25 protein-coding genes are annotated in these 21,519 nt (G+C 72.0%); 4 read left to right on the top strand and 21 right to left on the bottom strand.

Annotation, left to right across the window (positions count from 1 at the left end; genetic code table 11):
• Positions 1–125 precede the first annotated feature (125 nt).
• From ACIGXW_RS22785 to ACIGXW_RS22850, 14 genes are all read right to left on the bottom strand, one after another.
• Positions 126–299, bottom strand: coding sequence for a class II lanthipeptide, LchA2/BrtA2 family (locus ACIGXW_RS22785; RefSeq protein WP_399574769.1), 174 nt, complete (start codon positions 297–299; stop codon positions 126–128).
• A 46-nt stretch (positions 300–345) separates the two neighbouring features.
• Positions 346–510, bottom strand: coding sequence for a plantaricin C family lantibiotic (locus tag ACIGXW_RS22790; RefSeq protein WP_399574770.1), 165 nt, complete (start codon positions 508–510; stop codon positions 346–348).
• Positions 511–1,270: 760 nt separating this feature from the next.
• Positions 1,271–1,780 carry a hypothetical protein gene (locus ACIGXW_RS22795; protein ID WP_399574771.1) on the bottom strand — a complete coding sequence of 170 codons (510 nt, stop codon included), beginning with the start codon at positions 1,778–1,780 and terminating at the stop codon, positions 1,271–1,273.
• A gap of 12 nt (positions 1,781–1,792) precedes the next feature.
• Positions 1,793–2,803 (bottom strand): Gfo/Idh/MocA family protein, encoded by a 1,011-nt coding sequence (locus ACIGXW_RS22800; protein WP_399574772.1) that lies wholly within the window; start codon positions 2,801–2,803, stop codon positions 1,793–1,795.
• Positions 2,800–4,167 carry an NDP-hexose 2,3-dehydratase family protein gene (locus tag ACIGXW_RS22805; RefSeq protein ID WP_399575114.1) on the bottom strand — a complete coding sequence of 456 codons (1,368 nt, stop codon included), beginning with the start codon at positions 4,165–4,167 and terminating at the stop codon, positions 2,800–2,802. Before ACIGXW_RS22805 ends, ACIGXW_RS22800 begins: the two co-directional genes overlap by 4 nt.
• Positions 4,168–4,283: 116 nt before the next feature.
• Complete coding sequence (locus ACIGXW_RS22810) at positions 4,284–5,057, bottom strand: NAD-dependent epimerase/dehydratase family protein (RefSeq protein WP_399574773.1); 774 nt, start codon at positions 5,055–5,057, stop codon at positions 4,284–4,286.
• A gap of 32 nt (positions 5,058–5,089) precedes the next feature.
• Positions 5,090–6,376 carry a nucleotide disphospho-sugar-binding domain-containing protein gene (locus tag ACIGXW_RS22815; RefSeq protein WP_399574774.1) on the bottom strand — a complete coding sequence of 429 codons (1,287 nt, stop codon included), beginning with the start codon at positions 6,374–6,376 and terminating at the stop codon, positions 5,090–5,092.
• The gene (rfbB, locus tag ACIGXW_RS22820) at positions 6,373–7,356 is read right to left on the bottom strand and encodes a dTDP-glucose 4,6-dehydratase (protein WP_399574776.1); all 984 of its coding nucleotides are present in this window, start codon (positions 7,354–7,356) and stop codon (positions 6,373–6,375) included. The genes ACIGXW_RS22815 and rfbB overlap by 4 nt, the downstream gene beginning before the upstream one ends.
• Positions 7,353–8,420 carry a glucose-1-phosphate thymidylyltransferase gene (locus ACIGXW_RS22825; protein ID WP_399574777.1) on the bottom strand — a complete coding sequence of 356 codons (1,068 nt, stop codon included), beginning with the start codon at positions 8,418–8,420 and terminating at the stop codon, positions 7,353–7,355. The genes rfbB and ACIGXW_RS22825 overlap by 4 nt, the downstream gene beginning before the upstream one ends.
• A 188-nt stretch (positions 8,421–8,608) precedes the next feature.
• Positions 8,609–9,334 (bottom strand): hypothetical protein, encoded by a 726-nt coding sequence (locus ACIGXW_RS22830; protein ID WP_399574779.1) that lies wholly within the window; start codon positions 9,332–9,334, stop codon positions 8,609–8,611.
• Positions 9,335–9,360: 26 nt separating this feature from the next.
• On the bottom strand, positions 9,361–9,996 hold the full coding sequence (locus tag ACIGXW_RS22835; protein ID WP_399574781.1) for a hypothetical protein: 636 nt from the start codon (positions 9,994–9,996) through the stop codon (positions 9,361–9,363).
• A 20-nt stretch (positions 9,997–10,016) separates the two neighbouring features.
• Positions 10,017–12,128, bottom strand: a complete 2,112-nt coding sequence (locus tag ACIGXW_RS22840; protein ID WP_399574783.1) for a hypothetical protein — start codon at positions 12,126–12,128, stop codon at positions 10,017–10,019.
• Between the two features lie 96 nt (positions 12,129–12,224).
• The gene (locus ACIGXW_RS22845) at positions 12,225–12,443 is read right to left on the bottom strand and encodes a hypothetical protein (protein WP_071964216.1); all 219 of its coding nucleotides are present in this window, start codon (positions 12,441–12,443) and stop codon (positions 12,225–12,227) included.
• Between the two features lie 66 nt (positions 12,444–12,509).
• Positions 12,510–12,725, bottom strand: coding sequence for a hypothetical protein (locus tag ACIGXW_RS22850; RefSeq protein WP_399574785.1), 216 nt, complete (start codon positions 12,723–12,725; stop codon positions 12,510–12,512).
• A gap of 215 nt (positions 12,726–12,940) precedes the next feature.
• Between ACIGXW_RS22850 and ACIGXW_RS22855 the strand changes: the two genes are divergently transcribed.
• Both ACIGXW_RS22855 and ACIGXW_RS22860 read left to right on the top strand, forming a co-directional pair.
• On the top strand, positions 12,941–13,336 hold the full coding sequence (locus ACIGXW_RS22855; protein WP_071964218.1) for a helix-turn-helix transcriptional regulator: 396 nt from the start codon (positions 12,941–12,943) through the stop codon (positions 13,334–13,336).
• A 154-nt stretch (positions 13,337–13,490) separates the two neighbouring features.
• Positions 13,491–13,757 (top strand): hypothetical protein, encoded by a 267-nt coding sequence (locus ACIGXW_RS22860; protein ID WP_071964219.1) that lies wholly within the window; start codon positions 13,491–13,493, stop codon positions 13,755–13,757.
• 55 nt (positions 13,758–13,812) lie between these two features.
• Here ACIGXW_RS22860 and ACIGXW_RS22865 read toward each other — a convergent pair whose 3' ends face one another.
• The 3 genes from ACIGXW_RS22865 to ACIGXW_RS22875 form a co-directional block, all read right to left on the bottom strand.
• Positions 13,813–14,283, bottom strand: a complete 471-nt coding sequence (locus ACIGXW_RS22865) for a rodlin (protein ID WP_104531659.1) — start codon at positions 14,281–14,283, stop codon at positions 13,813–13,815.
• A gap of 209 nt (positions 14,284–14,492) precedes the next feature.
• The gene (locus ACIGXW_RS22870) at positions 14,493–14,918 is read right to left on the bottom strand and encodes a rodlin (RefSeq protein ID WP_399574787.1); all 426 of its coding nucleotides are present in this window, start codon (positions 14,916–14,918) and stop codon (positions 14,493–14,495) included.
• Positions 14,919–15,052: 134 nt separating this feature from the next.
• On the bottom strand, positions 15,053–15,364 hold the full coding sequence (locus tag ACIGXW_RS22875) for a hypothetical protein (RefSeq protein WP_399574788.1): 312 nt from the start codon (positions 15,362–15,364) through the stop codon (positions 15,053–15,055).
• 366 nt (positions 15,365–15,730) lie between these two features.
• Between ACIGXW_RS22875 and ACIGXW_RS22880 the strand changes: the two genes are divergently transcribed.
• Positions 15,731–16,306 carry a TetR/AcrR family transcriptional regulator gene (locus ACIGXW_RS22880; RefSeq protein WP_399574790.1) on the top strand — a complete coding sequence of 192 codons (576 nt, stop codon included), beginning with the start codon at positions 15,731–15,733 and terminating at the stop codon, positions 16,304–16,306.
• A 220-nt stretch (positions 16,307–16,526) separates the two neighbouring features.
• On the opposite strand, the gene ACIGXW_RS22885 is transcribed toward ACIGXW_RS22880, so the two are convergent.
• From ACIGXW_RS22885 to ACIGXW_RS22900, 4 genes are all read right to left on the bottom strand, one after another.
• Complete coding sequence (locus ACIGXW_RS22885) at positions 16,527–17,384, bottom strand: NAD(P)H-binding protein (RefSeq protein WP_399574792.1); 858 nt, start codon at positions 17,382–17,384, stop codon at positions 16,527–16,529.
• Entirely contained in the window at positions 17,381–18,172 is a 792-nt protein-coding gene (locus ACIGXW_RS22890; protein WP_399575115.1) for an SDR family NAD(P)-dependent oxidoreductase, read from the bottom strand. The genes ACIGXW_RS22885 and ACIGXW_RS22890 overlap by 4 nt, the downstream gene beginning before the upstream one ends.
• A gap of 111 nt (positions 18,173–18,283) precedes the next feature.
• Entirely contained in the window at positions 18,284–18,949 is a 666-nt protein-coding gene (locus ACIGXW_RS22895; protein ID WP_399574794.1) for a ScbR family autoregulator-binding transcription factor, read from the bottom strand.
• Between the two features lie 167 nt (positions 18,950–19,116).
• Positions 19,117–20,358 (bottom strand): cytochrome P450, encoded by a 1,242-nt coding sequence (locus tag ACIGXW_RS22900; RefSeq protein WP_071965099.1) that lies wholly within the window; start codon positions 20,356–20,358, stop codon positions 19,117–19,119.
• A gap of 147 nt (positions 20,359–20,505) precedes the next feature.
• Between ACIGXW_RS22900 and ACIGXW_RS22905 the strand changes: the two genes are divergently transcribed.
• On the top strand, positions 20,506–21,498 hold the full coding sequence (locus ACIGXW_RS22905) for a ScbA/BarX family gamma-butyrolactone biosynthesis protein (RefSeq protein ID WP_399574796.1): 993 nt from the start codon (positions 20,506–20,508) through the stop codon (positions 21,496–21,498).
• The last annotated feature ends 21 nt before the right edge of the window (positions 21,499–21,519 follow it).

Raw genomic sequence — 21,519 nt, forward strand, 5'->3', positions numbered from 1 at the left:
TCTGGTTGTGCTCCGTTTTCGCGCAATGTCGTAGAAATGAGCCGAAGGCGACGGAATGGGGAACCGTTACCGGCTCCCCATTCCGCCTGGCCGTGCTACAAACTCACCGAATCAGGCGAGTCACTTCAGCACTTGCTGGTGCACTTCGTCGTGGGGCACAGCGCCGAGCTGACGATGGTGACACCGGCGGTGACGCCGGCGCAGGCCCAGGCGGTGCCGCCGTAGGCGTCGGCCTCGCCGAGCTCGACGAGCTCGGCCTCGTCGTAACGGCCGAGGAGGTCCGCGTTGTCCTTCTTCATGTCATGCCTCTTTTCTGGGAAGTCTTCGGAGCTGTTACCGGCAACGTCAGTTGCAGGAGGCCTGGCATTCCTTGGTCAGGGTGCACCAGCCGCCGTGGTTACCAAGGCCGTTGCTGAGGGAGAAGGTGTTCGTGGTGCACGCGCCGTACGCCACACCGTCGAAGTCCTGCTCGGCAATCTCTTCGACCAGGGAAATGTCGCCCTTGTACATGAGATAACCCCCTTCATATAAGCGATCCGAATAATGTCCGCACCACCGAAGGGCGCTCCTACTGCGACGCCGATTTCTCGGCGTCCGGCTCCCCCAGTGGAACGATCATGACTTTATGAGGCCATTGAGCGGCCCACAACAGCGTTTTATGTGGCCCCCGCACCTTGTATTAGGAATCGGCCACTCCGAATAGCGCTCCGGGCCGCCTCGCACCCCTACCCTGCATCCACGGTCATCGATGAAGAAGAAAAGTGGAGCATTCCACTCCGACCGCGACGCGGGGGTTTCACCGGCGCCGACGACCCCGGACCCCTCCATCGGGAGGGCCATGACGGGCCGTGAGATTACCGCCGGTTAGGCGCAGTTGGGAGCACGGAAGGGGCGCACGGACTCGGTCGCGCGCCGGCACGCCAACCCCCGCCAGGAAGTGGCCGATTCAACTCCACATCGACGACGGCCCCGCCGCGCCGACCGCCGCGTCCACCGGGGAGCTTGGCGACCTCACGTGTTTCGGCCGCATTGCGGATGGCTGGATATGGACCATCGGCAGTCTCGCGGGGCCGGAAATGTGCCCGATCTCGTTCAACTGTAGCTTCACTGAATGTCGGGAGGTGCTCCGAGAAAGCCCGATATGGATCGTGAAGGCGGTGTCCGGGGCGAGTGCTCCGAAGACGTCCTTGTTAAAGATTCCGTACATGACAAAAAACCGGCCCCTGGGCGAATTCACCGAGGGGCCGGGCCGTTCGGGTGGCGGCGGGCGTCAGACGGAGCCGGCGCCCCGGGCGCCCGCCAGGGCGAGATCGCGGGCGAGGTGGGCGCGCCGCAGCCCGTGCCGGCGCAGGTACCGCAGGTCCTCACGGTTGTCGTACATGAGCTGCGTATGGAAGTAGTTGACGTGCTCCAGCACGGCGAAGAGCGCGAACGCCAGCCCCGGGATCGTCGCGCTACCGGGGTCGCCCGCCACCGCCCAGGCGGCGAACAGCACCCCGGCCAGCAGCACCGGCACGTTGAGCACCCGGGCGGCGGCGAAGAACCGGACGCCGGGCAGGGGTGTGCCCGGCGCGCCCACCGTGCGGAGCTTGGCCAGCCAGTACCCGGCCCCCTGCACGAGGAGGAGCGAGAACAGCCCGAAGCCGACGGCGTTCGCCGCCGTCACGGGAAAGCCGACCTTCCCGAACCAGACCCAGGCCTGGAAGGGGATGTTGAACAGTTCCAGAAGGGCCAGCGACCGCAGCCGTCGCCGGACCCAAGCGCGGGATCGATGGTTCATCCGGGGATCATGTCAGCCGGCGTCCGGGCCGGCCACAGGATCCGGACGGCCCGGCTCCGCGCCGGCGGCGGCCCGGATCTCCTCCAGCAGCGCCGCCTGTCGCAGCACCGCGGCCGTCTCTCCGCCCGGCACCCCGCCCTCGCGCACGGCACGGGCGAACGCCGCCACCGTGGCCGCCACCTGGTCGTGCGGTCCGCCCGCGGGCAGCTCGCGCACGGCCCCGGCCGTCTCCAGGCGTACGACCGGCCGCGCGTCGGCGGGCGGGGTGAAGGCGCGCTCCACGGTGAGGCGGCCGTGACTGCCCCACAGTTCGTACACGGAGCGGTAGGCGTGCGCCATGCCGAAGGTCAGCTGGGCCGTGACCTGGCCGGGCGTCGTCAGCAAAGCGGCGCCCGCGGTGTCGACCGTACGGCCGGGGCCGCTGCCGAGGTGGGCGCCGACGACGCGCAGATCGGTGCCGAGGACGTGCAGGGCCGCGCGCAGGGGATAGACGCCCACGTCGAGGAGGGCGCCGCCGCCCAGCTCGGGGCGGTGGCGGACGTCGCCGTCGGGGCGCTCGGGAATGGTGAAGGCGGCGTGCACGGCGCGCAGTTCACCGATGGCGCCGTCGGCGACGGCCGCGCGGACCGCCTCGTGCTGGCGGTGGTGGACGAACATCATGTTCTCCATCAGCACCAGGGAGCGCTCGCGGGCGAGGTCCAGCAGCCGCGCGGTGTCCGTGTGGGCGCACGTCAGCGGCTTCTCCGCCAGGACGTGCCGGCCCGAGCGCAGCGCCGCCTCCGTCCACGGGGCGTGCAGGGCGTTCGGCAGCGGCACGTACACCGCGTCGATGCCGTCCATGGCGAGGAGTTCGGCGTAGCCGGTCACCGCCCGGCAGCCGTACGGCCGTGCCGTCGCCTCCGCCGTGGCGGCGTCCCGGCTCGCGACGGCGACGAGGGAGACGTCCGGTGCGGCCGCGAGGGCGGGCAGCAGCCGGCGGCGGGCGATGTCGGCGCAGCCCAGGACGCCCATGCGCAGCGTCATCGGCCCTCGTCCCCCATCGCGCCGAGGCAGGCGAGCAGCGTGCGGGCCTGGACGTTGAGGTAGTGGCCGTGGCGGACGAGGGAGCGCAGCTGGCCCGGGGTGACCCAGCGGTAGCCGGGCGGCGGGTCGAGGGGAGCCTGCGCCGCGTCGGCCTCGACGACGAGGGTGCGGCCGACGGCGTTCAGGAAGCGGCCGCCCTCCTCCGAGTGGACGGCCTCGTAGCGCACCTGGCGGGGGTCGGCGTTCAGCACCAGGTCGAGGAAGGGCGGCCGGTCGGCGGGGGCGAGGTGGGCGTAGTTGGCGGGCGTGTACTGGACGGTGGGGCCCAGCTCGACGGTGTCGAGGAAGCCGCCCTCCACGCGCGCGTGCGCGAGGACGTGCAGCACGCCGTGGATCCGGCGGGCCACGAAGGCGGTGACGCCGGGTGCCACCGGTTCGATCAGCGGCTGGGTCCAGCGCGGGACCTCGCGGCTGTCGGCCTCCACGGACACGGCCACGACGCGGAAGTAGCGGCCGTCCTCGCGGGCGATGGTCTCGGGCCCGCGCACCCAGCCGGGCACGCCCGCCAGCGGGATCCGCTCGGCGTGCACGTCGTGCCGGGAGCGCTCGCCCGTGAACCAGGACAGCACCTCGGTGTCGGAGTGCAGGGCGCCGGTGGGGCGGCCGTGGTCCGGCAGGCAGGACAGCACCGTACGGGCGTCCATGTTGACGGTGAGGTCCCGGTGCAGCAGCTCGCCGAGCTGGCCCAGGGTCAGCCAGCAGAAGTCGTCGGCCGGCGGTACGTCGCCGAGGGCCTCGACGATGACGTTGCGGTTGGACTTTCGGTGGAACCAGGACCCGTGCTCCGACTGCAGGACGTCGGCGAGGACCCGGCCCCGCCCGGGCCGGGTGAAGTACTCCAGGTACTTCACGTCCGCGCCCCGGTGGACCTTGGTGTAGTTGCTGCGGGTGGCCTGCACCGTGGGCGAGAGCTGCAGCAGGTTGGGGTTGCCCGGCTCCATCTTGGCCTGCATCAGGAAGTGCAGGACGCCGTCGAACTCCTTGGCCAGGATGCCGAGGATGCCGACCTCGGGCTGTTTGATGATGGGCTGGTGCCACAGCCGGTGCGGCCCGCTGCCGGTGGTGACGCGCAGCCCCTCGACGCTGAAGAAGCGGCCGCTGCGGTGGACGAGGTTGCCGGTGCCGTCCTCGAAGGACCAGCCGTCCAGCGCGGCGAAGGGGACGCGCTCGACGCGGAAGCGGTGCGCGCGCTCGCGCCCGGCGAGCCAGTCGTCGAACTCCGCCGTCCGCAGGTGAGCGCCGTCGGTGGTGGCGGCCGAGAGGGCGAGCCGTGCGGGCAGGCCGGCGTCCTCGCGCTCGCGCAGCGCGGGCGGCGGCCCGGCCGGGGCTGTGCGGGGTGCGGGGGGCGCGACGGGGACGGTGGGTGCGGGGACGTTCGGCAAGGCGGGCTGCCTCCTCGGTTCGGTACGGGTACGACGGCTCACGCCCGCGCCGGGGCGGCGCGCTCGTCGGGGAGGTCGAGGAAGCCGTCCAGTACGCGGCGGTAGTAGGTGGGCCCGAAGCCCATGCGGGCGGTCTCCGGCACCAGGTCCCGCAGCTTGCGGGTGCAGATGCCGGTGACCACGGGCGGGCCGCCCGCGTCCTGGTGCTCCCTGCGGGCGGCCAGGCCCAGGCGCCGCTCCAGGTGGTCGACGATGGCGTCCACCGGGACGGCCTCCCCGGAGGCGACGTTGACGGTCTGGCCGCGCAGGTCCGCGGTGAGCAGCCGGTCGACGACGGTGACGACGTCGGCGACGGCGATCAGGTCGCGCGCGGCCCCCCGGTGGATGCGGACCGTGCCGTCCCGCAGCTGCCGCACGAGGCCCGGCAGCAGCTGGTGGGGCGGCTGGCCGGGGCCCACGACGTGGCTCAGCCGCAGCACCAGGTGCTCGGCCCCGCTGGCGCGCAGCCGCTCCTCCAGGGACAGCTTGTGCACGCCGTAGGGGGTGCAGGGGGTGACGGGCCGGTCCTCGGTGCCCGGGCCGGGCCCGGCGCCGTACATGCCGGTGGAGGCGGTCGAGAAGAACAGCAGCCGCCGTCCGGTGGCCCGGCACCGCTCGGCCACCTCGCCGAGCAGCGCCGCCTCGCGGGAGAACGCCTCCCAGGAGGTGCCGCCCGCCGAGGAGACCCCGGCGGCCAGGACCACCGTGTCCGGGTGCCGGCCGGCCAGCGGCCGCAGGTGCCGGGCGAGGAATCCGTTTCCCACAATGTCCATGCCGGGGTTCCCGTCGGGTGAGCGCGGCGGTGTCAGTTCGCCACGAGCGGGGCGCCCGCGGCGAGCTCCTCGAGAGCGGTGACCAGCGCGACGGGGTCGGGCTGGTCCTCCATCTCGCGGCGCAGGCGCTGCGCGGCCTTGCGGTGGCCGTCGTCGCCCAGCAGCCGCGTGACGGCCGAGCGGACATCGTCGGCGTCCGCGGTGGCGTTGTGCAGGGCCAGTGCGGCACCGGCGCCGGCGACGCGTTCGGACATCAGCTCCTGGTCCCAGCCGTTGGGCAGGATCAGCTGCGGAATGCCGGCGGCGAGCCCGGTCATGGTGCAGCCGGCGCCGCCGTGGTGGACGACGAGGTCGCACTCGGGCAGCAGCAGGTGCAGCGGCGCGTTCTCCAGGGCCGTCATGTGCGCGGGCAGTTCGCCGACGCGCCGCCGGTCGCCGGCGGTGAGGGTGAGGACGACGTCGACGTCGAGCTCCGCCAGCGCCTCGACGACCTTGGGCACGGCGAAGGACACGGGCCCGAACGTCTCGGTGGCCGAGGTGCTCCACACCACCCCCACCCGGGGCCGCGCCGCGCCCTGTCGGGGCTCCGGCCGCCAGGGCGGCATGGCGCCGGACCCGTTGTACGGCACGTGGCGCACCGGGTGGCGGCGGACGGGCACGGGTGCCGCCAGCGCCTCCGGGCAGGGGTCGATCATGTGCTCGTAGGTGTCGGGCGACAGCGGGGCCAGGCCGTGGCGGGCGAAGGCCTGGCTGAAGTCGACGGGCAGGAAGGGCCTGGCCCCTCCCACCTCTTCCCCGTCGTGCGGCCCGACCGGTCCCCACAGGTGCAGCAGGGCGGGGACGTCCAGCACCTTCCCGATCAGCGGGCCTTCCACGCTCATCAGGTCGTGCACGACCAGCTGCGGCCGCCACCAGCGGGCGAACTCCACCGCCGCGTCGCTGCCGCGCAGGGAGAGCTCGGCCAGGCGCGGCCAGTTCTGCTGGTACCAGCCCATGGCGTCGAAGGAGTCGGCCGACTCCAGCGGGAGGCCGGTCTCCGGGTGCGGGGGCGGCTCGGCGAAGCGCCACTGGCCGCGCTGGGCCTGTACGCAGTTCACCGCGCGCAGCATGACCTCCTCGCGCTCGGCCTCCAGGACGGGCACGGGCGTCAGCCCGGCGCGGGCGACCGCCTCCGACTGGGCCGGTGCGCAGACCACCCGGACCTCGTGGCCGCGGGCGCGCAGCGCCCAGCCGAGCGGGACCATCGACGACCAGTTGCCGGGCGAGTGGGACACGGTGAACAGCACGCGCATGGCGCCTGCGGGGACTGCCGGGCTCATGACCGGCCCTCCTTCGGGTATTTGGCGGACTTCCACCAGTCGGGGTTGTCGCGGTACCAGCCGACAGTGGCTGCCAGGCCCTCCTCGAAGGGGATCCGCGGTGCGTAGCCGAGCTCGTCGTGGAGCTTGCGGCCGTCGAGGGCGTAGCGCAGGTCGTGGCCCTTGCGGTCGGCGACCTTGCGCACCATGCGGGCGTCGGCGCCGCACAGTTCCAGCAGTCGTTCGGTGACGGCGGCGTTGGTGTGCTCGGTGCCGCCGCCGACGTTGTAGATCTCGCCGGCCCGGCCCCGGCCGAGGACGAGGTGGACGGCCGCGCAGTGGTCGTCGACGTGCGTCCACTCGCGCCGGTTGGAGCCGTCTCCGTACAGCGGTACCGGCTGTCCTTCGAGGAGGTTGGTGACGAACAGCGGGATCAGCTTCTCGGGGTGCTGGTACGGGCCGTAGTTGTTGGAGCACCGGGTCACGGAGACGTCCATGCCGTGGGTGCGGTGGGCGGCCAGCGCGATGAGGTCGGACGCCGCCTTGGACGCGGCGTAGGGGGAGTTGGGCGCGAGCGGCCACTCCTCGGTCCAGGCGCCCTCGTCGATGGAGCCGTAGACCTCGTCGGTGGAGACGTGCACGAAGCGTTCGACGCCGCTGTGCCGGCAGGCGTCGAGGAGGACCTGGGTGCCGTAGGCGTTGGTGCGTACGAAGTCGGGGGCGGCTTCGAGGGCGCGGTCGACGTGCGACTCGGCGGCGAAGTGCACGACGGCGTCGTGGCCGGGCAGCAGGTCGAGCAGGAGCGGCAGATCGCAGATGTCGCCGCGGACGAAGTCCAGGCGCGGGTCGCGGTCGGGGAGGCTGGCGCGGTGCCCGGCGTAGGTGAGCTTGTCGAGGACGGTGACCCGTACCCCTCCGGTCACGGCCAGGCTGCCCTCCAGCAGGCCGCGGACGTACCGGGAGCCGATGAAGCCGGCGCCGCCGGTGACCAGCAGCCTCATGCCGCCACCTCTATCCGGGTGTGGTCGCCCACGACCAGCCGGTGGTGGGGTGTGCCGAGGGCGGCCGCGCCGACGTCGGCGGAGCGGCCGATGAGCGAGCCGCGCACGCCGCGGACGCCGCACACGGAGGCGCCGTCCAGGACGATGGAGTCGGCGATGTCCGTGGCGCGCAGCACGCAGTCCCCGCCGATCGCGGTGTGGGGGCCGACGTGGCTGTCCTCGACGAGGGTGCCGGCGCCGATGACGGCGGGCCCCTCGATGCGCGAGCGCACCACGCGCGCGCCGGCCTCGATCACCACCGATCCGGTGATCTCGCTGTCCGCGTCGGCCTCTCCGGCCATCGCGGGCCGCAGGTCGCGCAGCAGCTCGCGGTTGCAGGCGAGGACGTCCTCGATGCGGCCGGTGTCCATCCAGTAGCCGGTGTACTCGACGGCGCGGACGTCGTCGCCGCGCTCGACCATCCACTGCACGGCGTCGGTGATCTCCAGCTCGCCGCGGGTGCTGGGACCGATGGCGGCGACGGCCTCGTGGACGGCGGGCGTGAAGAAGTACACGCCGACCATGGCCAGGTCACTGACCGGGCGGTCGGGCTTCTCCTCCAGCCGCAGCACCGTGCCGTCCTCGGCGACCTCGGCGACGCCGCAGGCGGAGGGGTCGGGCACCTTGTGGACGACCACCTGGGCGGCGGGGCGGGTGGCCCGGAAGCGCTCGGCGAGGTCCTCGACGCCGCCGGGGAGCATGTTGTCGCCGAGGTACATCACGAAGTCGTCGTCGCCGAGGAAGTCGCGGGCGAGGCGCACGCAGTGGGCCAGGCCCAGCGGTTCGTCCTGCGTCAGATAGGTCAGGCGCAGCCCGAGGGCCGAACCGTCGCCCAGCGCCGCGGAGATGGCCTCCAGCCGGTTCCCGACGACCACGCCGACCTCGGTGACGCCCAGGTCCGCGATGTTGGCCAGCACATGCTCGAGGACGGGCTTGTTGGCGATCGGGATGAGCTGCTTGGGCATCGAGTGGCTGAATGGTCGCAGGCGGGTGCCGTTCCCACCGGAGAGCACGAGAGCCTTCATGGCAATTCCTTACGGAGCTCGGACGCTGATGCGGGTCGTGCTTGCGGGCGGGTCCGGAGACCCCCGGGCCACCGGGAGATAAGTGCACGCGCCACACGCCTAGTCTCGGCGAGCTCCACGAGGGATTCCCCTAGCACAAGGGGCGTACGAATAGCGGAAGATCACACGAGCGAGCGTGTCGCGATCGGCTAGCGGTCCTCGCCGTCCGTGCTCTGCGGGCCGTCTTCGCCGTCTTCGTACGGCGCTTCCTCGATCAGCCGCTCACCGATGTCGTCCGCCCAGGCCTGCGCCCAGCGCCGCAGCTCGGCCGTACGGCCGGCGTCCAGCCCGTACGCGGCGAACTCGCGGTCGTCGATCCAGTCGGTGCCTTCGAGGCGCGCCCGCAGGTCGGCCAGGTCGAAGGCGTCCCGGGCGTGCCGGCGGCCGAACTCCTCCAGCTCGGCGCACGACCAGCGGCCGGCGGCGGCGTGCACGTCGACGAGGTCGCGGGCCAGGCCGCGGTCGGCCAGGGCCCGCGTCTTGGTGCCGGCCACGTCCTCGGCGGCCAGGGCGGGCCCGTACGCGGTGGGGACGGGCGGGCGCCACATCGTCTCCTTCAGGAGGTGCACCTCGCACTCCCGCTCCGTCTGCGGGTCGGTGACCGTGAAGCGGGCGGAGAGCGGGTCGGTGTGGGCGTGCCGCACCCGCAGGCCGCGCGCCTCGAGCCCGGTGCGGACGGCGGACGCGATGTCCGTCATCGGCACCGGGCTGTCGGTGGCGAGGGCGAGGCCCCGCACGGGCCGGTCCACCAGATGGTGCGCCCGTACGGCGACCCCGCCGGTGACCACGAGCGGATAGCACGCGCCGAGGTCCACCAGCTCGGCGAGCAGCCGCCGCTGGAGCCCGGAGAGCTGCGTGCCGCGGTCCGCTTCCATGGTCGTGATTATGGCGGGGGCCGGGGTCAGCGGCCCGGCCAGCCGTCCAGATGGCGGTGCACCTTGACCGCCGGCCGGGTGGTGGCCGCGGTGGTGGAGGTGGGCTTGGCGAGGAGGGCGGTGACCTCCGCGGCGAGGGCGTCGGCCTTCCGCTTGAGCTCGGCGGCGGGCACGCGGGAGCCGCCGAGGGCGTCCAGCCTGCGGTGGATGCCGGCCAGTTCGCGCTCTGCGGCCGGGGTGAGCCGGCTGGCCCTGGGCGTGGAGACGACGAACTGGTAGGCGCCGGCGAGGGTCTGGCAGCCGGTGCAGTGGTCGTTGACGGCGCGGCCGTTGTTGATGGCGCTCAGGCGCACGTTCTGGCCCGAGAGGGTGACGATCTGGAAGGACAGCGCCACCGAGCGGCAGGCGTCGTCGGCGGTGCAGCCGGACGAGGTGGCGTTCGCGCGGTTGCTGACGCGGGCGGCGGTGACCGTGCCGAGCTGGTGGACGGTGAAGCTGTCGCGGTACTGCGTGTGGTGGCGGTGGTTGGCGGTGGTGCGGACGCTGTCCATGGTGACGGTCACGCCTCCGGCGGCCTGGGCGGGCCCGCCGGTGACGGCCGTGGCCACGCCGGCGGCCAGCAGGCCCAGCCGCAGGAAGTGGCGGGAGTAAGGGCTTTGCACGGTCTGCTCCTTGGGTGTTCTCACGGTGACGGTGTCGGGGACGCGGCCGGGGCCGTCGGAGCCGGGGCGGTGGACTCCGGGGGCGGGGTGGTCGCGGGGGCGGGGGCGGGGGCCGGGGCGGTCGTCGCGGGCGCCGCCGTCGGGGGTGCGGTCGTGGCCGCGGGCGCGGGGACGGGCGCCGGTGCGGGCTTGGGCGGGGCGGCGGGCGGCAGCGCCGGCGGGAGGGCGGGCGGCAGCGTGGGCGGCAGGACCACGGGCACCGGGGCGGCGGAGGGCTTGGCCTGCGGTGCGGGCTCGCCGGGCGGTGCGGCGACGGGTACGAGCGGGGGCACGCTCACCGGCGTGGGCAGGCCGGGGGCGGCCGGCGGGGTGCGCCAGGGCAGCGGTGAGACGGGCGGCGCGGCGCCGTCGGGGCTCCAGGTCCCCGGCGTCCGGGCCTCGGCCGGGTCGCGGCCGGGCAGCGGCGGGTGGCTGGGCGCCGGGGGCACGGTCGGCACGTGGGGCTGCAGGATCGGGGCGATCGGCGGCTTGGGCGGCAGCGGCTTGGGCGTGACCCCGCTGGTCCAGGCGTACGCCAGGGTGGTGGCGACGGCCGCGACGCCCAGGACGAGCCCGATGCGCAGGCGGGGCCGGTCGGCGGTGGCGCGCAGGGCGTTGCGGCCCAGTCGCCCGGAGAGCCGGATGGACAGGTAGGTCATGCCGCCCAGCGGGACGATCAGCATGAGGCTGCCGAGCACTCCGGCCAGCCCGGCGGGGATCTCGCCGGACGCGAACGCCCCGTAGGTCCCGGTCAGTTGCCCGGTGAGCGAGCGCACCCCGGTGGCGACGAGGCGGGGCAGGTTCCACAGCGCGTAGCAGAGCTCGCCGAGCAGCAGCGGGACCATGGTCAGCACCCAGGTGGTGACGATGACGCGGGTCTTGCGCTTGAGGTCGGCGACGGCCGGGTCGGGCCCCCGCCACGGGACCATGCTGAGCAGGATCGGTTTGATCTTGCCGTAGAGGTCCGGCACTCCGGCGAGGTCGCCGAGGATGAAGTAGCCGTCGAGGCGAACGGCCGGCATCAGCTGCTCCAGCACCTCGAAGTGGCCGAGGTAGACGGCGCAGAGCAGGAACGGCTGCCCGGTGACGAAGTAGGCGCCGGTGAGCAGCAGCATGAAGACGACGTTGAAGTAGACCCCGCCGAGGTCGGTGCGGATCCGTCCGGCGCGCCCGAGCCGGTAGACGTCGGTGACGTCGGTGTACATGGACGGCCAGATCAGGAAGATCCCGCAGCCGATGCAGCCGGGTTGGGCGCCGTCGTATCTGCAGGCCGAGGCGTGCCCGAACTCGTGGAAGACGAGGGAGGCGACGGTCAGCCCGAAGACGGCGAGCAGCAGCAGGGGCTGGTCGAGGACGTTCAGTACGGGCGTCATCGCGCCGTGGAAGGCGAACAGCCATACGTCCATGGCGACGGCCAGCAGCAGGACGACCACCACGACGGGCGGGCGGTGCAGCCAGGCCAGGGCGCGGGCGATGACCGCCACCCGCCGCTCGTTGAAGACGACCTTGTGGCCCTTGAGGGCGAGCAGCAGGTCCGAGCGGGGGCCGGATACCTCGTCGCTCTCCTGGCCCTGCGGCACGGTGATGCCGAGCGGTTCGAGTTTGTTCTCCACGAGGTAGGCGACGTTGTCGGCGCTGACCTCGCGGCCGAACCCGGCGCTGACCTCGCGGGCGACGGCCCGCATGTCACGGACGCCGTCGATGGCGGAGGCGACCAGGTGGAGCAGCCGGGAGAGCTGGACCACCTGGCCGTCGCCGCGGCGGGCGATGTACTTGGGCTCGTTGAACCCCGAGCCCTGGTACTCGCCGTGCAGGCGCAGTCCGGCGCCGAGCCTCGGTACGAGGGCTCCCGCTGCGGACTGCGGCTGCGGTTCGGGCTGCCGTGCCACCGGCAGCCGCAGGGTCCCGGCGGCCGTCCCCTCCTGCCCGTACTCCTCCGCGACGGTGTACGGGAAGCCGCCGGGTCCGGGCACTGGGGCGCCGGCGTCCCCTGTCCGGACGTCGGGTGCCACGGTGTCCCGGTCGATGGTCGCGGTCTCGTCGATGCTGCGATGGCGGCTGCGGCCGGCCTCGTGGTCTCCGACCACCGTCATCTGGTTCCTCCCCCTCGACGAAACCGCTGTTCCCCCCCTCGGCCGGGCGGACCGCGCCTTCCCCTGGACGCGGTCCGCCGAGTGCGTGGGCCGGGTCTACTGCTTGATGGAGATGACCTGGGCCGCCTCGGACTGCGCGACCGCGAAGGGCGAGCTCTCGTTGACGGCCAGGGACTCGTTGTGCGCGTGGACGTTGGCCACGTGCTTGGTGACGTTCGTGGTGCGGGAGAAGCTGAACTTCAGCTTCCCGAGCGCCTCACGGCCGGGCAGCAGCTCGGCGGACTCGGCGTCGAGCTCACGCGGGTTCATGCTCATGGCTGGGCCTTTCTGATCGGGTCTGCGCTGGTCGGCGTGGTGGTGCGGCTTCAGTGCCGCGGCCGGCTACTGCTGGATGGCGATGGTCTGGCCGGCCGCGGACTGCGCGAGGGCGTCCGGCGAGCAGGCGTTGAGCGCCGACGAGGTGTTGTGCGCCGAGACGTCGGCGACGTGCTTGGTGACGTTGGTCGTCCGGCTGAAGCTGAACTTCAGCTTTCCGAGCGCCTCACGGCCGGGCAGCAGCTCAGCGGACTCGGCCTCGAGCTCATGCACATCGAGCATGGTCGTCCCCCTCCGGGAATGGTGGTGCGAATGAAAGCGGTCGGGCACGGGCAGGACCCCCCAGCCCGCGTCCGATGCTGTCGGACGAGCTGTCCAACGAGATTGGACAGTAGTGGCGTCCGTCGGCACCGCGCAAGCGGTTCCGGTGGACACCCCCCGTAGAATCGGTTCACCCGAGCGGAACCGAGCCAGCCGAGAGCAGGAAGCGACCGTCAGTGGCCAACGCACTGCAGCAGATCATGAGACAGCGTCTGGACCGCCAGGGCTGGTCCTACGGTGACGTCGCTCGCAGGGGCGGCATCCCCCGTTCGACCGTGCACCACCTGGCCACCACCGACCGTCTGGTGCGCATGCCGCAGCCGGCCACGCTCGAAGGGCTGTCCCGTGGGCTCGAACTGCCCCTGGACACCGTGCGCCGGGCCGCCGCCGAGGCCTGCGGCATCCACCTCTACCCGACGGCCGAGGACGCACCGGGCACCCCGCCGGACCCCGAGGTGGACCTGCTGATCGCGAGTGTCCAGCGCCTGTCCTCCGACGACCGCCGGCACGTGGCGGCGCTCGTCGAATCACTGCTGGAGCGGGCACCGAAGGAACGCCCCGAAGAGGGCTGAACCAGCCGCTCCGGCACGGCCGTTGGGTACCGGACGCAGCTCCGGGTCCGGCCGGTTCCACGGAACAGTTGAATCCGGCGAATATTCCCGTCCGGCCGAGGATCATGCCCCTTCCCGGCTATCGTCTCGATCTGCCCGAGGCCAGGGGGAATGAGTGCTCGTTGTCAGTGGTGGCTCGACGTCCAACGCCGTCGTCAGGGGACGCACCGGGGAATCGGTGGTCCTGCTCTCCGGGGACCTGCCCGACGTGCTCACCGACCGGAGCGTCGCCGAACTCCTCGATCTGGCGGCCGCCGTGCTGACCGACGACGAAATGGGCATGTTCCGCGACTGCCTGCGGGCGCTGCGCCGCGGCGAACGGCTGGGCCGGCGGCGGGTCGAGGCCGGCGGCGCCGTGCTCACCGTCTACTACGAGACCTGAGAGCCGCCCCCCGGGATCGCCGGGGGGCGGCTCTCGTGTGCGGGGCGCGCCCCGGTCAGTGGTGGCCGTGGCCTCCGTGGCCGTGGCCTCCGTGCTCGCGGCCGCCGAAGAGGCCGCCGCCCTCGTTGCCGGATCCGTTGCCGGACAGGATCACGAGGTCGTCCAGGATGTGCGACAGCGGGTCGTCGCCGTCGTTGATCACGGAGTTCTCGGTGCACTGCTGCTGCTGCTGCGAGGACAGGATCGGCACGTCCTGGATCCCGATGGGCACCGCCCCGAGGAGCGACTGGAGGCCGATCTTGCCGATGGCGATGCACGGCTTGTTGAACGAGCCGTTGATCAGGCCCATCTGCGGGCTCATATAGCCGCTGGTGTAGGTGTTGCCGTACATCTGCATGGCGCCGTTCGCATTGGCGACGTCCTGGCTGTCACCCCCGTGCGGGCCGCCGTACGCCAGGGCGGGAACAGCGGTGCCGCCGACTGCGGAAACCGCCAGCACGGCCGTGGCCACAACCTTCTTGATCACGTTTTTCCTCAGCTCCGGTCGACGAATTCGCAAGAACTACCTGCATAACTCGGAGCGTGTGCGAAGGTTATCGGCCTTCATTCTTTCGGCCCAGGACGGCGAAATGATGAGAACAGGAATCCGCCCGTCCCGGGACAGGGGAAATCCCCCGGCAGCGGGTCCCGCACACCCGCCGCAGGGGGATTTCCTCGCACGCTCGGTCCAGCCGGTCAGTGACCGTGGCCCTGCCCCGGGAAGAGGCCGCCCTCGTTGCCGGAGCCGTTGCCCGACAGGATCGGGATCTCGTCGAGGATGTGCGACAGCGGGTCGTCGCCGTCGTTGATCGTCGAGTTGTCGGTGCACTGCTGCTGCTGCTGCGAGGTGAGGATCGGGATGTCCTGGAGGTTGATGGGCACCGCTCCGAGGAGGCCCTGCGCGTTGATCTTCCCGATGCCGATGCACGGCTTGTTCAGCGTGCCCTGGATCAGGCTCATCTGGGGGCTTTCCTTGCCACCGGTGTGGGTGTTGCCGTAACCGGTCTTCGCGCCGTTGGCGTTGAAGACATCCTGGTCGTTTCCGATGGCCATCGCGGGCGAGGCGACGGCGCCGACCGCGGAAGCCGACAGGGCGGCCGTGGCGAGAACCTTCTTGAGCACGTCTATGCCTTTCGATCGAGTAGCGCCCCCACTGAGAATGCGTTCTGAATAACTCCGGCCCATTCGGGAAGTTCCGGGCATTCATCGGGCTTTCACTCATTCGAGCCAGTGGGAGCGCTACCGCGAAATCGGCATCAACGGGTCAGCCGCCGATAGGAAAAAATGCTGGTCAGCGTGACATAGCGATACTGCCCGCCACGTTCGCTGCGCAATTCACCGCGCTCTATCAGATGGGCCACGGTCCACGGAGAGAGCCCCAGCAGGGAGGCCGCGGTCCGCACCGGGACGCTCAGCCCTTCGAAGACCTCGGGCAGGGGCTCCTCGGCCGCCGCCCAGCCGCCCATGGAGAGGTCGTCCACCGAGCGGTCGTCCACCGCGTGACCGCCCACCGCGCCGTAGTCGTGTGCGGCGTAGTAGTCGATCGCGGCACCAGCGTGTCGGGCCATGTCGACGCGCACCATCCCCTCGGTCCAGTCACATTTACGTACTTGCCGCCAGGCTAGTTACTTCAGCCGGAAGGGTATGCACTGACTTGCCGGGCGTCAAGTACGGTATTGCGCGCGCCCGGCCCCCGTCCCGGTCGTCGTCCGTACGGGCCCGCCGCGCCCCCTACCGTGTGCGGGGCGATCCGACGGGGACCCGGCGGAAGCCGCGGGAAGGCCGCCGGAGAGCCGACGGGAAACTGACTTGCCGACTAGCTAGTTAAAGTCACAACAGAGCACGGAGCAGTCAGGCCGCCCCGGCCGGAGCCCGCGAGGCCCCGGCCGGGGCGGCCGGTTCACGACGGAAAGACGGAGAGCGGGAGACAGACCATGGCCAGCACCCCCAAGGCCCGCAGGAGCAACACCCGCGAGCGCATTCAGAAGACGGCCCTGGACCTCTTCGTCTCGCGCGGCTACGAGAAGACCTCGCTGCGGGAGATCGCCGAGGAGCTCGGCGTCACCAAGGCCGCGCTGTACTACCACTTCAAGACGAAGGAGGACATCCTCACCGCGCTCTCCGACCAGCTGGGAGAGCCCGTCGACGAGCTCATCGCCTGGGGCAGGAGTCAGCCACCGACACTGGAGACCAAGCGTGAACTGCTGCGCCGCTACAGCGCGGTGCTCAAGGACGCCGCCCCGCTCTACCGCATCCTGCAGGAGAACCAGGCGACCCTGCGCGAGCTGGCCGTGGGCGAGCGGCTCAAGGACCGCGTGGTCTCCTTCTCCCGGCTGATCCAGGCCGGCGAGACCCCGGTCGCCACCCAGGTGCGCTTCTCCAGCGCGATGCTGACCGTCCACTTCGGGGCCCTGGCCCTGGAGACGCTGCAGGGCGACCCCGAGGAGAAGCGCACCGCACTCCTCGACGTCGCCCTGGAGATCATGGACTCCACCGCCCCGGTCGGCTGACCGCCGTCACCCTGCGGCTGACGCTCCGGGTCACCCGGAAGGGTTGCTCCACGGCCGGATCCCGCCCCCGCCGCCGGATGCGGTCGGTTTTCTTGAGGCGCGAGAGGAAGCCGGGACTCCACCGAAGGGCCCGGCCCCGCGCCCCACGCAGGACGCCGAACCCCTCCCCGTACCGTATGTGCGGTTTTTAAGACCGCCGTCAGCGGCACATGCGGCCGCCTCAGCCGAAAAGCGGGGCGTGCTCATCGGCCCACTGCGCATAGCTGCGCCCCGGGCGTCCCAGCAGCCTCTCCAGCGTGGGGTCCACCTGGCTCTTCGCGCCCTGGATCTGGCGCTCGGCGCTCTCCTGCAGCGCCTGGGCGACCTCGGCGCCGTACCGGGCCTCGGCCGCCCGGCGCACCTGCTCCGGGGCGAGCTCCTCGAAGGCCAGCGGCCTGCCGAGCGCCCCGGCCAGCAGCCCGGCCTGCTCGCGTGCCGTCACCGCCGCCGGCCCGGTCAGCCCGTACGCCTGCCCGGCGTGGCCGTCCTCGGTCAGGACCCGGGCCGCGACGGCGGCGACGTCACCGGGGTCCACGCAGGCGCCCGGGGCGTCCGCGGGCCAGGCCCGCACCGTGCCGGACCTGCGGATGCCGTCGGCCCAGGCCAGCGTGTTGGTCATGAACGCCCGGGGCCGCAGCAGCGTCCAGTCCAGCCCCGAGTCCCGTACGAGCTCCTCCGCGCCGCGCTGCCAGCACGTGATGAGGTCCTGGGCGCCGGGGTCGGTGACGGCCAGGGCGGAGAGCTTGACCAGGTGGCGCACGCCCGCGTCCCGGGCCGCGCGCACCACGTTGGCGTCGTGGCCGGGCAGCCGGGGATCGGCGGTGACGACGAGGACCGCACGGATCCCCTCCATCGCCGACCGCAGGGCCGCGACGTCGGCGAAGTCGCCCGTCGCGCGCTCCGCCGCGGGCCCCAGGTCCGGCAGGCGGGCGGCGTCGCGGCCCAGCAGCCGCACCGCGTGCCCCCGGCCCGCCAGCAGCCGGGCCGTTGCCCCGCCCACCGTGCCGCTCGCGCCGGTGAGGAGGATGCGGGCGCTCACCGCGCGGTGAACCCGCCGTCCACCGGGACGGTGGCGCCGGTGACGAAGGAGGAGTGGTCGGCAAGGAGCCAGGCCGCGGCGTGGGCGATCTCGACCGGGTCGGCGACGCGGGGCAGCATGGAGCCGCCGGTCAGGAGGGCCTCGACGCCCGGGTTCTGGTCGAAGCCCTGCTGCATCAGCTCGGTACGGGTCACGCCGACGGCGAGGGTGTTGACCCGGATGCCCTGGCTGCCGTACTCGTCGGCCGCGGCCTTGGTCAGGCCGATCACCGCGTGCTTGGCAGCGATGTAGGGGGCGGAAGGCACGCCCGGGGCCACCAGGCCGGCGGTGCTGGAGGTGTTGACGATCGCGCCGCCGCCGGGGTTCTCGAGCATGGCGGGTATCTGCTGCCGCATGCAGTTCCACACGCCGCGGACGTTGACGTCCATGATGCGGTCGTAGTCGGCGTCGTCCATCAGGTGCATCGGCTCGCGGGCCGTGCCCCAGCCGGCGTTGTTGAAGGCGGCGTCGAGCCGGCCGTGGGTCTCGACGGCCACCGCCACCGCGCGGGCGACGTCCGCCGCCACGGTCACATCGCCGGTCACCGCGGTCGCCGCGCCACCGGCCGCGTTCAGCTCCGTCGCGAGCTTCTCCAGCAGCTCCGTGCGGCGGGCCAGCAGAATCACCGCGGCCCCTTCGGCGGTGAACAGCCGGGCCGCGGCCGCCCCGATACCGCTGGAAGAGCCCGTAATCATTACCGTCTTGCCGGCGAGCATTCCCTGACGGTCATTCGTGGCGTGATTCTTCATGTCATTCATGGCGCGATCATCACCCGGCGCACAAAGGCGAAGCAAGGTGAAAGCCGACCGCCACGGAGCGGACCGAAAGCTGAATCCCCGGTTCCGGTCAGGGAATCGGGCTCACCCCGCCGCGACGGCGGCCGCCTCCCGCAGCCGGCGCCCCTCGGCGACGACCCGGGCACCGCGGTCGGGGGAGGTGTCCAGCTGCACCAGGATCGCCGGGGTCGCCAGGGCCGGCAGGATGTGCCGGAAGAGCACGGAGATCTGCTCCTCCAGGTCGCTCAGGCCCGTGGTGACCTGCGAGACGAGCAGCACGCCCGTCCAGGCGCTGATCACGAACCGCGCGGTGGCCTCCGGCTCGACGTGGGGCAGCACCTCGCCCAGCGCCTTGGCCTCGGCCAGCAGCTGGGCCGACACCTCGCTCCAGGTGGCCCACGGACCCGTGCTCACCAGCTTCTGCATGTGCGGATCCGTGGCCAGCCGGGCCCCGGCGCGCAGCAGGGGCTCCTCCGGCAGCCGGTGGGCCAGCGCCATGCCCACGTCCACCCACTCCTGGAGCTTCGAGGCCTGCGGGGCCACGCCCTCCAGGGTGACCTGTTCCTCCAGCACGCCGCGCGCCAGGGACTCCTTGGAGTCGAAGTGGAAGTACAGCGCGCCCTTGGTCACCCCGGCCCGGGCCAGGACCTCCGAGATGGTGCAGGCCTCGTAGCCACGCTCGGCGAAGAGCGCCGCAGCCGCCTCCAGCGCTGCCCGGCGAGTTCTGATCCCACGCTCCTGCTGCGCCACTCCGCGACCTCCAGCCGTGTCATCCCGCTCAGCCTTCCGGCAGCGGTGACGCCACGCCGGGTCAGGAGACGAGACCCCTTGGGGGAAACCAAACCGAACGCGACGCATTTTACCCGGCGGTGCATTCTCGAACTCGCCACGCGGCAAAGGCGAGAGGCGTTATTCGGTCAATTAATCCGGGCCGGACCCAGCGTCACCGGCAGGCTCCGATGGCCATGGGAAATGAAGGACTCCAGCGGCTGAAGCTCCTCCACCGGTACGGCGAGAGCGAGTTCCGGAAAGCGATCGAAGAGCGCGGGGAGCGCGAGGGACGCCTCGAGCCGGGCGAGCGGGGCGCCGATGCAGTGGTGGACGCCGTGCCCGAAGGCGAGGTGGTCGCGCCGGGTGGGCCGGGTGAGGTCGAAGCGGTCCGCGTCCGGGCCGTGCCGGTCGGGGTCGAGCCCCGTGGCGCTCACCGAGATCACGATGGCGTCGCCTGCGGCGATGACCTGGTCCCCGGCCTCGATGTCCTCGATCGCGAAGCGCATCGGAATGGTGGCCACCGGGCCCCGCGCGCGCAGCGTCTCCTCGATGACGTCGTCCCAGCCGGCCTTGCCGGAGCGCACCAGCTCCAGCTGGTCGGGGTGGGTGAGCAGGGCGAGAACGGCTTGTTCGAGGAGGTTGACGGTGGTCTCGTGGCCCGCGCCGATGATGAGCAGCAGGGAGTCCAGGAGCTCCTTCTCCGTCAGCTGTCCCTCGGCGTCGTCGCGGGCGGCGATCAGATCACTCGTCATGTCGGCTGCCGGGGCGGCCCGCTTCGCCGCGATGAGGGAGGACAGCAGGGTGTAGAGCTCGTACTGGTTGGCCTGGGCCTCTTCGGGGGTGATGGAGGTGCGGAAGGTCGTGTCGACGACGCGGTAGAGGTCGTCCCGCACCTCCTCGGGTATGCCGAGCAGCTCGCAGATGACCTGGATCGGCAGGGGCAGGGCGAACCGCTCGCGCAGGTCGACGCTCTGCCCCGCCGGGAGGGCGGCCAGCGCGTCGACGAGGGTGGCGACGTGGTGCTCGACGCGCGGGCGCAGGGCGGCGGTGCGGCGGGCGGTGAAGGCCTTGGCCATCAGCTTGCGCAGGCGCCGGTGCTCCTCGCCGTAGGCCGTGAGCATGTTGCGGACCGAGACCCACATCGCCATGGGCCAGCTGTCGTCGAGCTCGCCGTCGCGCCAGGCGGGCCAGTGCCGGTAGGCGTCCTTGGAGACGCGGGGGTCCAGCATGAGCCGGGCGGCGAGCTCATGGCTGGTGATCGCCCATGCCCCGACCCCGCCGGGGAGTTCCACCCGGACGGCCGGGCCCAGTTCGCTCAACCTGGCCGCCTCGCCGCGGACGTCCCGTCCAGAGGGGTCGAGGACTACGGGGCAGGACTGGTGCTGCATCAGCTCTCTCCATTGGATGGTTCAGCGCGGAACGACCGCGCGGGGCCGTGCTCGTGGGGCCTCGGGCCTTGAAGAAAACCGGCCAACCGTTATCTTAGAACAGGACAAGAATTTCAGGTTTCTTGACTCTTGCTCACATCGGGTTTCATGGAGAGTTCCGTGCATCGGCCAACCACTGCGAACGCGATCCCCGCGCCGCGCCCACCCGCCGCTGCACCGACGCTGACCAGCACGGTTCCCCGGGAGTTCGTCCATCGCGCGGCCGTCGCCGAGGTGTTCCTGACCGGCTGCACGGGAGTGGACGAGACGCATTTCACGCTCACCGCCCAATGGCCGCGGGCGCATGCGTTCTTCACCTCGGACGGGGGCACCCGGCATGATCCGTTACTCGCGGCGGAAACGATTCGACAGACCGGTCTGTTCCTCGCCCACACGGAATTGAATGTTCCGATGGGTCATCATTTCCTGCTTCAGGAATTGCAATTCACGGCACATGAGGACCGGCTCGCGATCGGAAACGCCCCCACCGATCTGACCATTGCCGCCACCTGCGTGATCCTCGACAGCAGGGAACGCCGCTTCGCCTTCCGGATGGACATCACCGTCATGCGCGAGGGCCGGACCGTGGCCACCGGCGGCGGCCGCTTCACCTGTCTGCCGCCCGGGCTCTACCACCGCATCCGCGGCCGGCGCGGCAGCACCGCCGACCCGCTGCCGATGATGCTCCCGGCCCGGGCCCAGCCGTGCGAGGTCGGCAGGGACGCTCCCCTGGACGTCGTGCTCTCACCCACCGCCCGCAGCGACCGCTGGGTGCTCAACCCGAACCTGCGCCACGCGACGCTCTTCGACCACCCCTGCGACCACATCCCCGGGATGGTCCTGGTGGAGGCGGCCCGCCAGGCCGCCTACGGCACGCTGCGGCCCCGCCGGACGCGACCGTCGCGCGTGGCCGTCACCTTCCACCGGTACGCGGAGCTGGACAGCCCCTGCGTCATCGACGTGACGTCCACGGACGCCGGCGGCCGGCAGCCCGCCGACGCCCTCACCACCGAGGTGACCGGCACCCAGGACGGCGAACCGGTCTTCACCTGCACCCTCGCCGACGCGGCCGCCCGCCTGCGCCCCACGGTGGCGGCCTGAAGGCCGCGGGACTCAGGGCCG

The organism is Streptomyces sp. NPDC053079, assembly GCF_044546695.1.
Lineage (GTDB): Bacteria > Actinomycetota > Actinomycetes > Streptomycetales > Streptomycetaceae > Streptomyces.

Coding starts and splice junctions, on each gene's coding strand:
- ACIGXW_RS22785 (WP_399574769.1), bottom strand. CDS start 299: ATGAAGAAGGACAACGCGGACCTCCTCGGCCGTTACGACGAGGCCGAG.
- ACIGXW_RS22790 (WP_399574770.1), bottom strand. CDS start 510: ATGTACAAGGGCGACATTTCCCTGGTCGAAGAGATTGCCGAGCAGGAC.
- ACIGXW_RS22795 (WP_399574771.1), bottom strand. CDS start 1,780: ATGAACCATCGATCCCGCGCTTGGGTCCGGCGACGGCTGCGGTCGCTG.
- ACIGXW_RS22800 (WP_399574772.1), bottom strand. CDS start 2,803: ATGACGCTGCGCATGGGCGTCCTGGGCTGCGCCGACATCGCCCGCCGC.
- ACIGXW_RS22810 (WP_399574773.1), bottom strand. CDS start 5,057: ATGGACATTGTGGGAAACGGATTCCTCGCCCGGCACCTGCGGCCGCTG.
- ACIGXW_RS22815 (WP_399574774.1), bottom strand. CDS start 6,376: ATGAGCCCGGCAGTCCCCGCAGGCGCCATGCGCGTGCTGTTCACCGTG.
- rfbB (WP_399574776.1), bottom strand. CDS start 7,356: ATGAGGCTGCTGGTCACCGGCGGCGCCGGCTTCATCGGCTCCCGGTAC.
- ACIGXW_RS22825 (WP_399574777.1), bottom strand. CDS start 8,420: ATGAAGGCTCTCGTGCTCTCCGGTGGGAACGGCACCCGCCTGCGACCA.
- ACIGXW_RS22830 (WP_399574779.1), bottom strand. CDS start 9,334: ATGGAAGCGGACCGCGGCACGCAGCTCTCCGGGCTCCAGCGGCGGCTG.
- ACIGXW_RS22840 (WP_399574783.1), bottom strand. CDS start 12,128: ATGACGGTGGTCGGAGACCACGAGGCCGGCCGCAGCCGCCATCGCAGC.
- ACIGXW_RS22845 (WP_071964216.1), bottom strand. CDS start 12,443: ATGAGCATGAACCCGCGTGAGCTCGACGCCGAGTCCGCCGAGCTGCTG.
- ACIGXW_RS22850 (WP_399574785.1), bottom strand. CDS start 12,725: ATGCTCGATGTGCATGAGCTCGAGGCCGAGTCCGCTGAGCTGCTGCCC.
- ACIGXW_RS22875 (WP_399574788.1), bottom strand. CDS start 15,364: ATGGCCCGACACGCTGGTGCCGCGATCGACTACTACGCCGCACACGAC.
- ACIGXW_RS22880 (WP_399574790.1), top strand. CDS start 15,731: ATGGCCAGCACCCCCAAGGCCCGCAGGAGCAACACCCGCGAGCGCATT.
- ACIGXW_RS22890 (WP_399575115.1), bottom strand. CDS start 18,172: ATGAAGAATCACGCCACGAATGACCGTCAGGGAATGCTCGCCGGCAAG.
- ACIGXW_RS22900 (WP_071965099.1), bottom strand. CDS start 20,358: ATGCAGCACCAGTCCTGCCCCGTAGTCCTCGACCCCTCTGGACGGGAC.
- ACIGXW_RS22905 (WP_399574796.1), top strand. CDS start 20,506: ATGGAGAGTTCCGTGCATCGGCCAACCACTGCGAACGCGATCCCCGCG.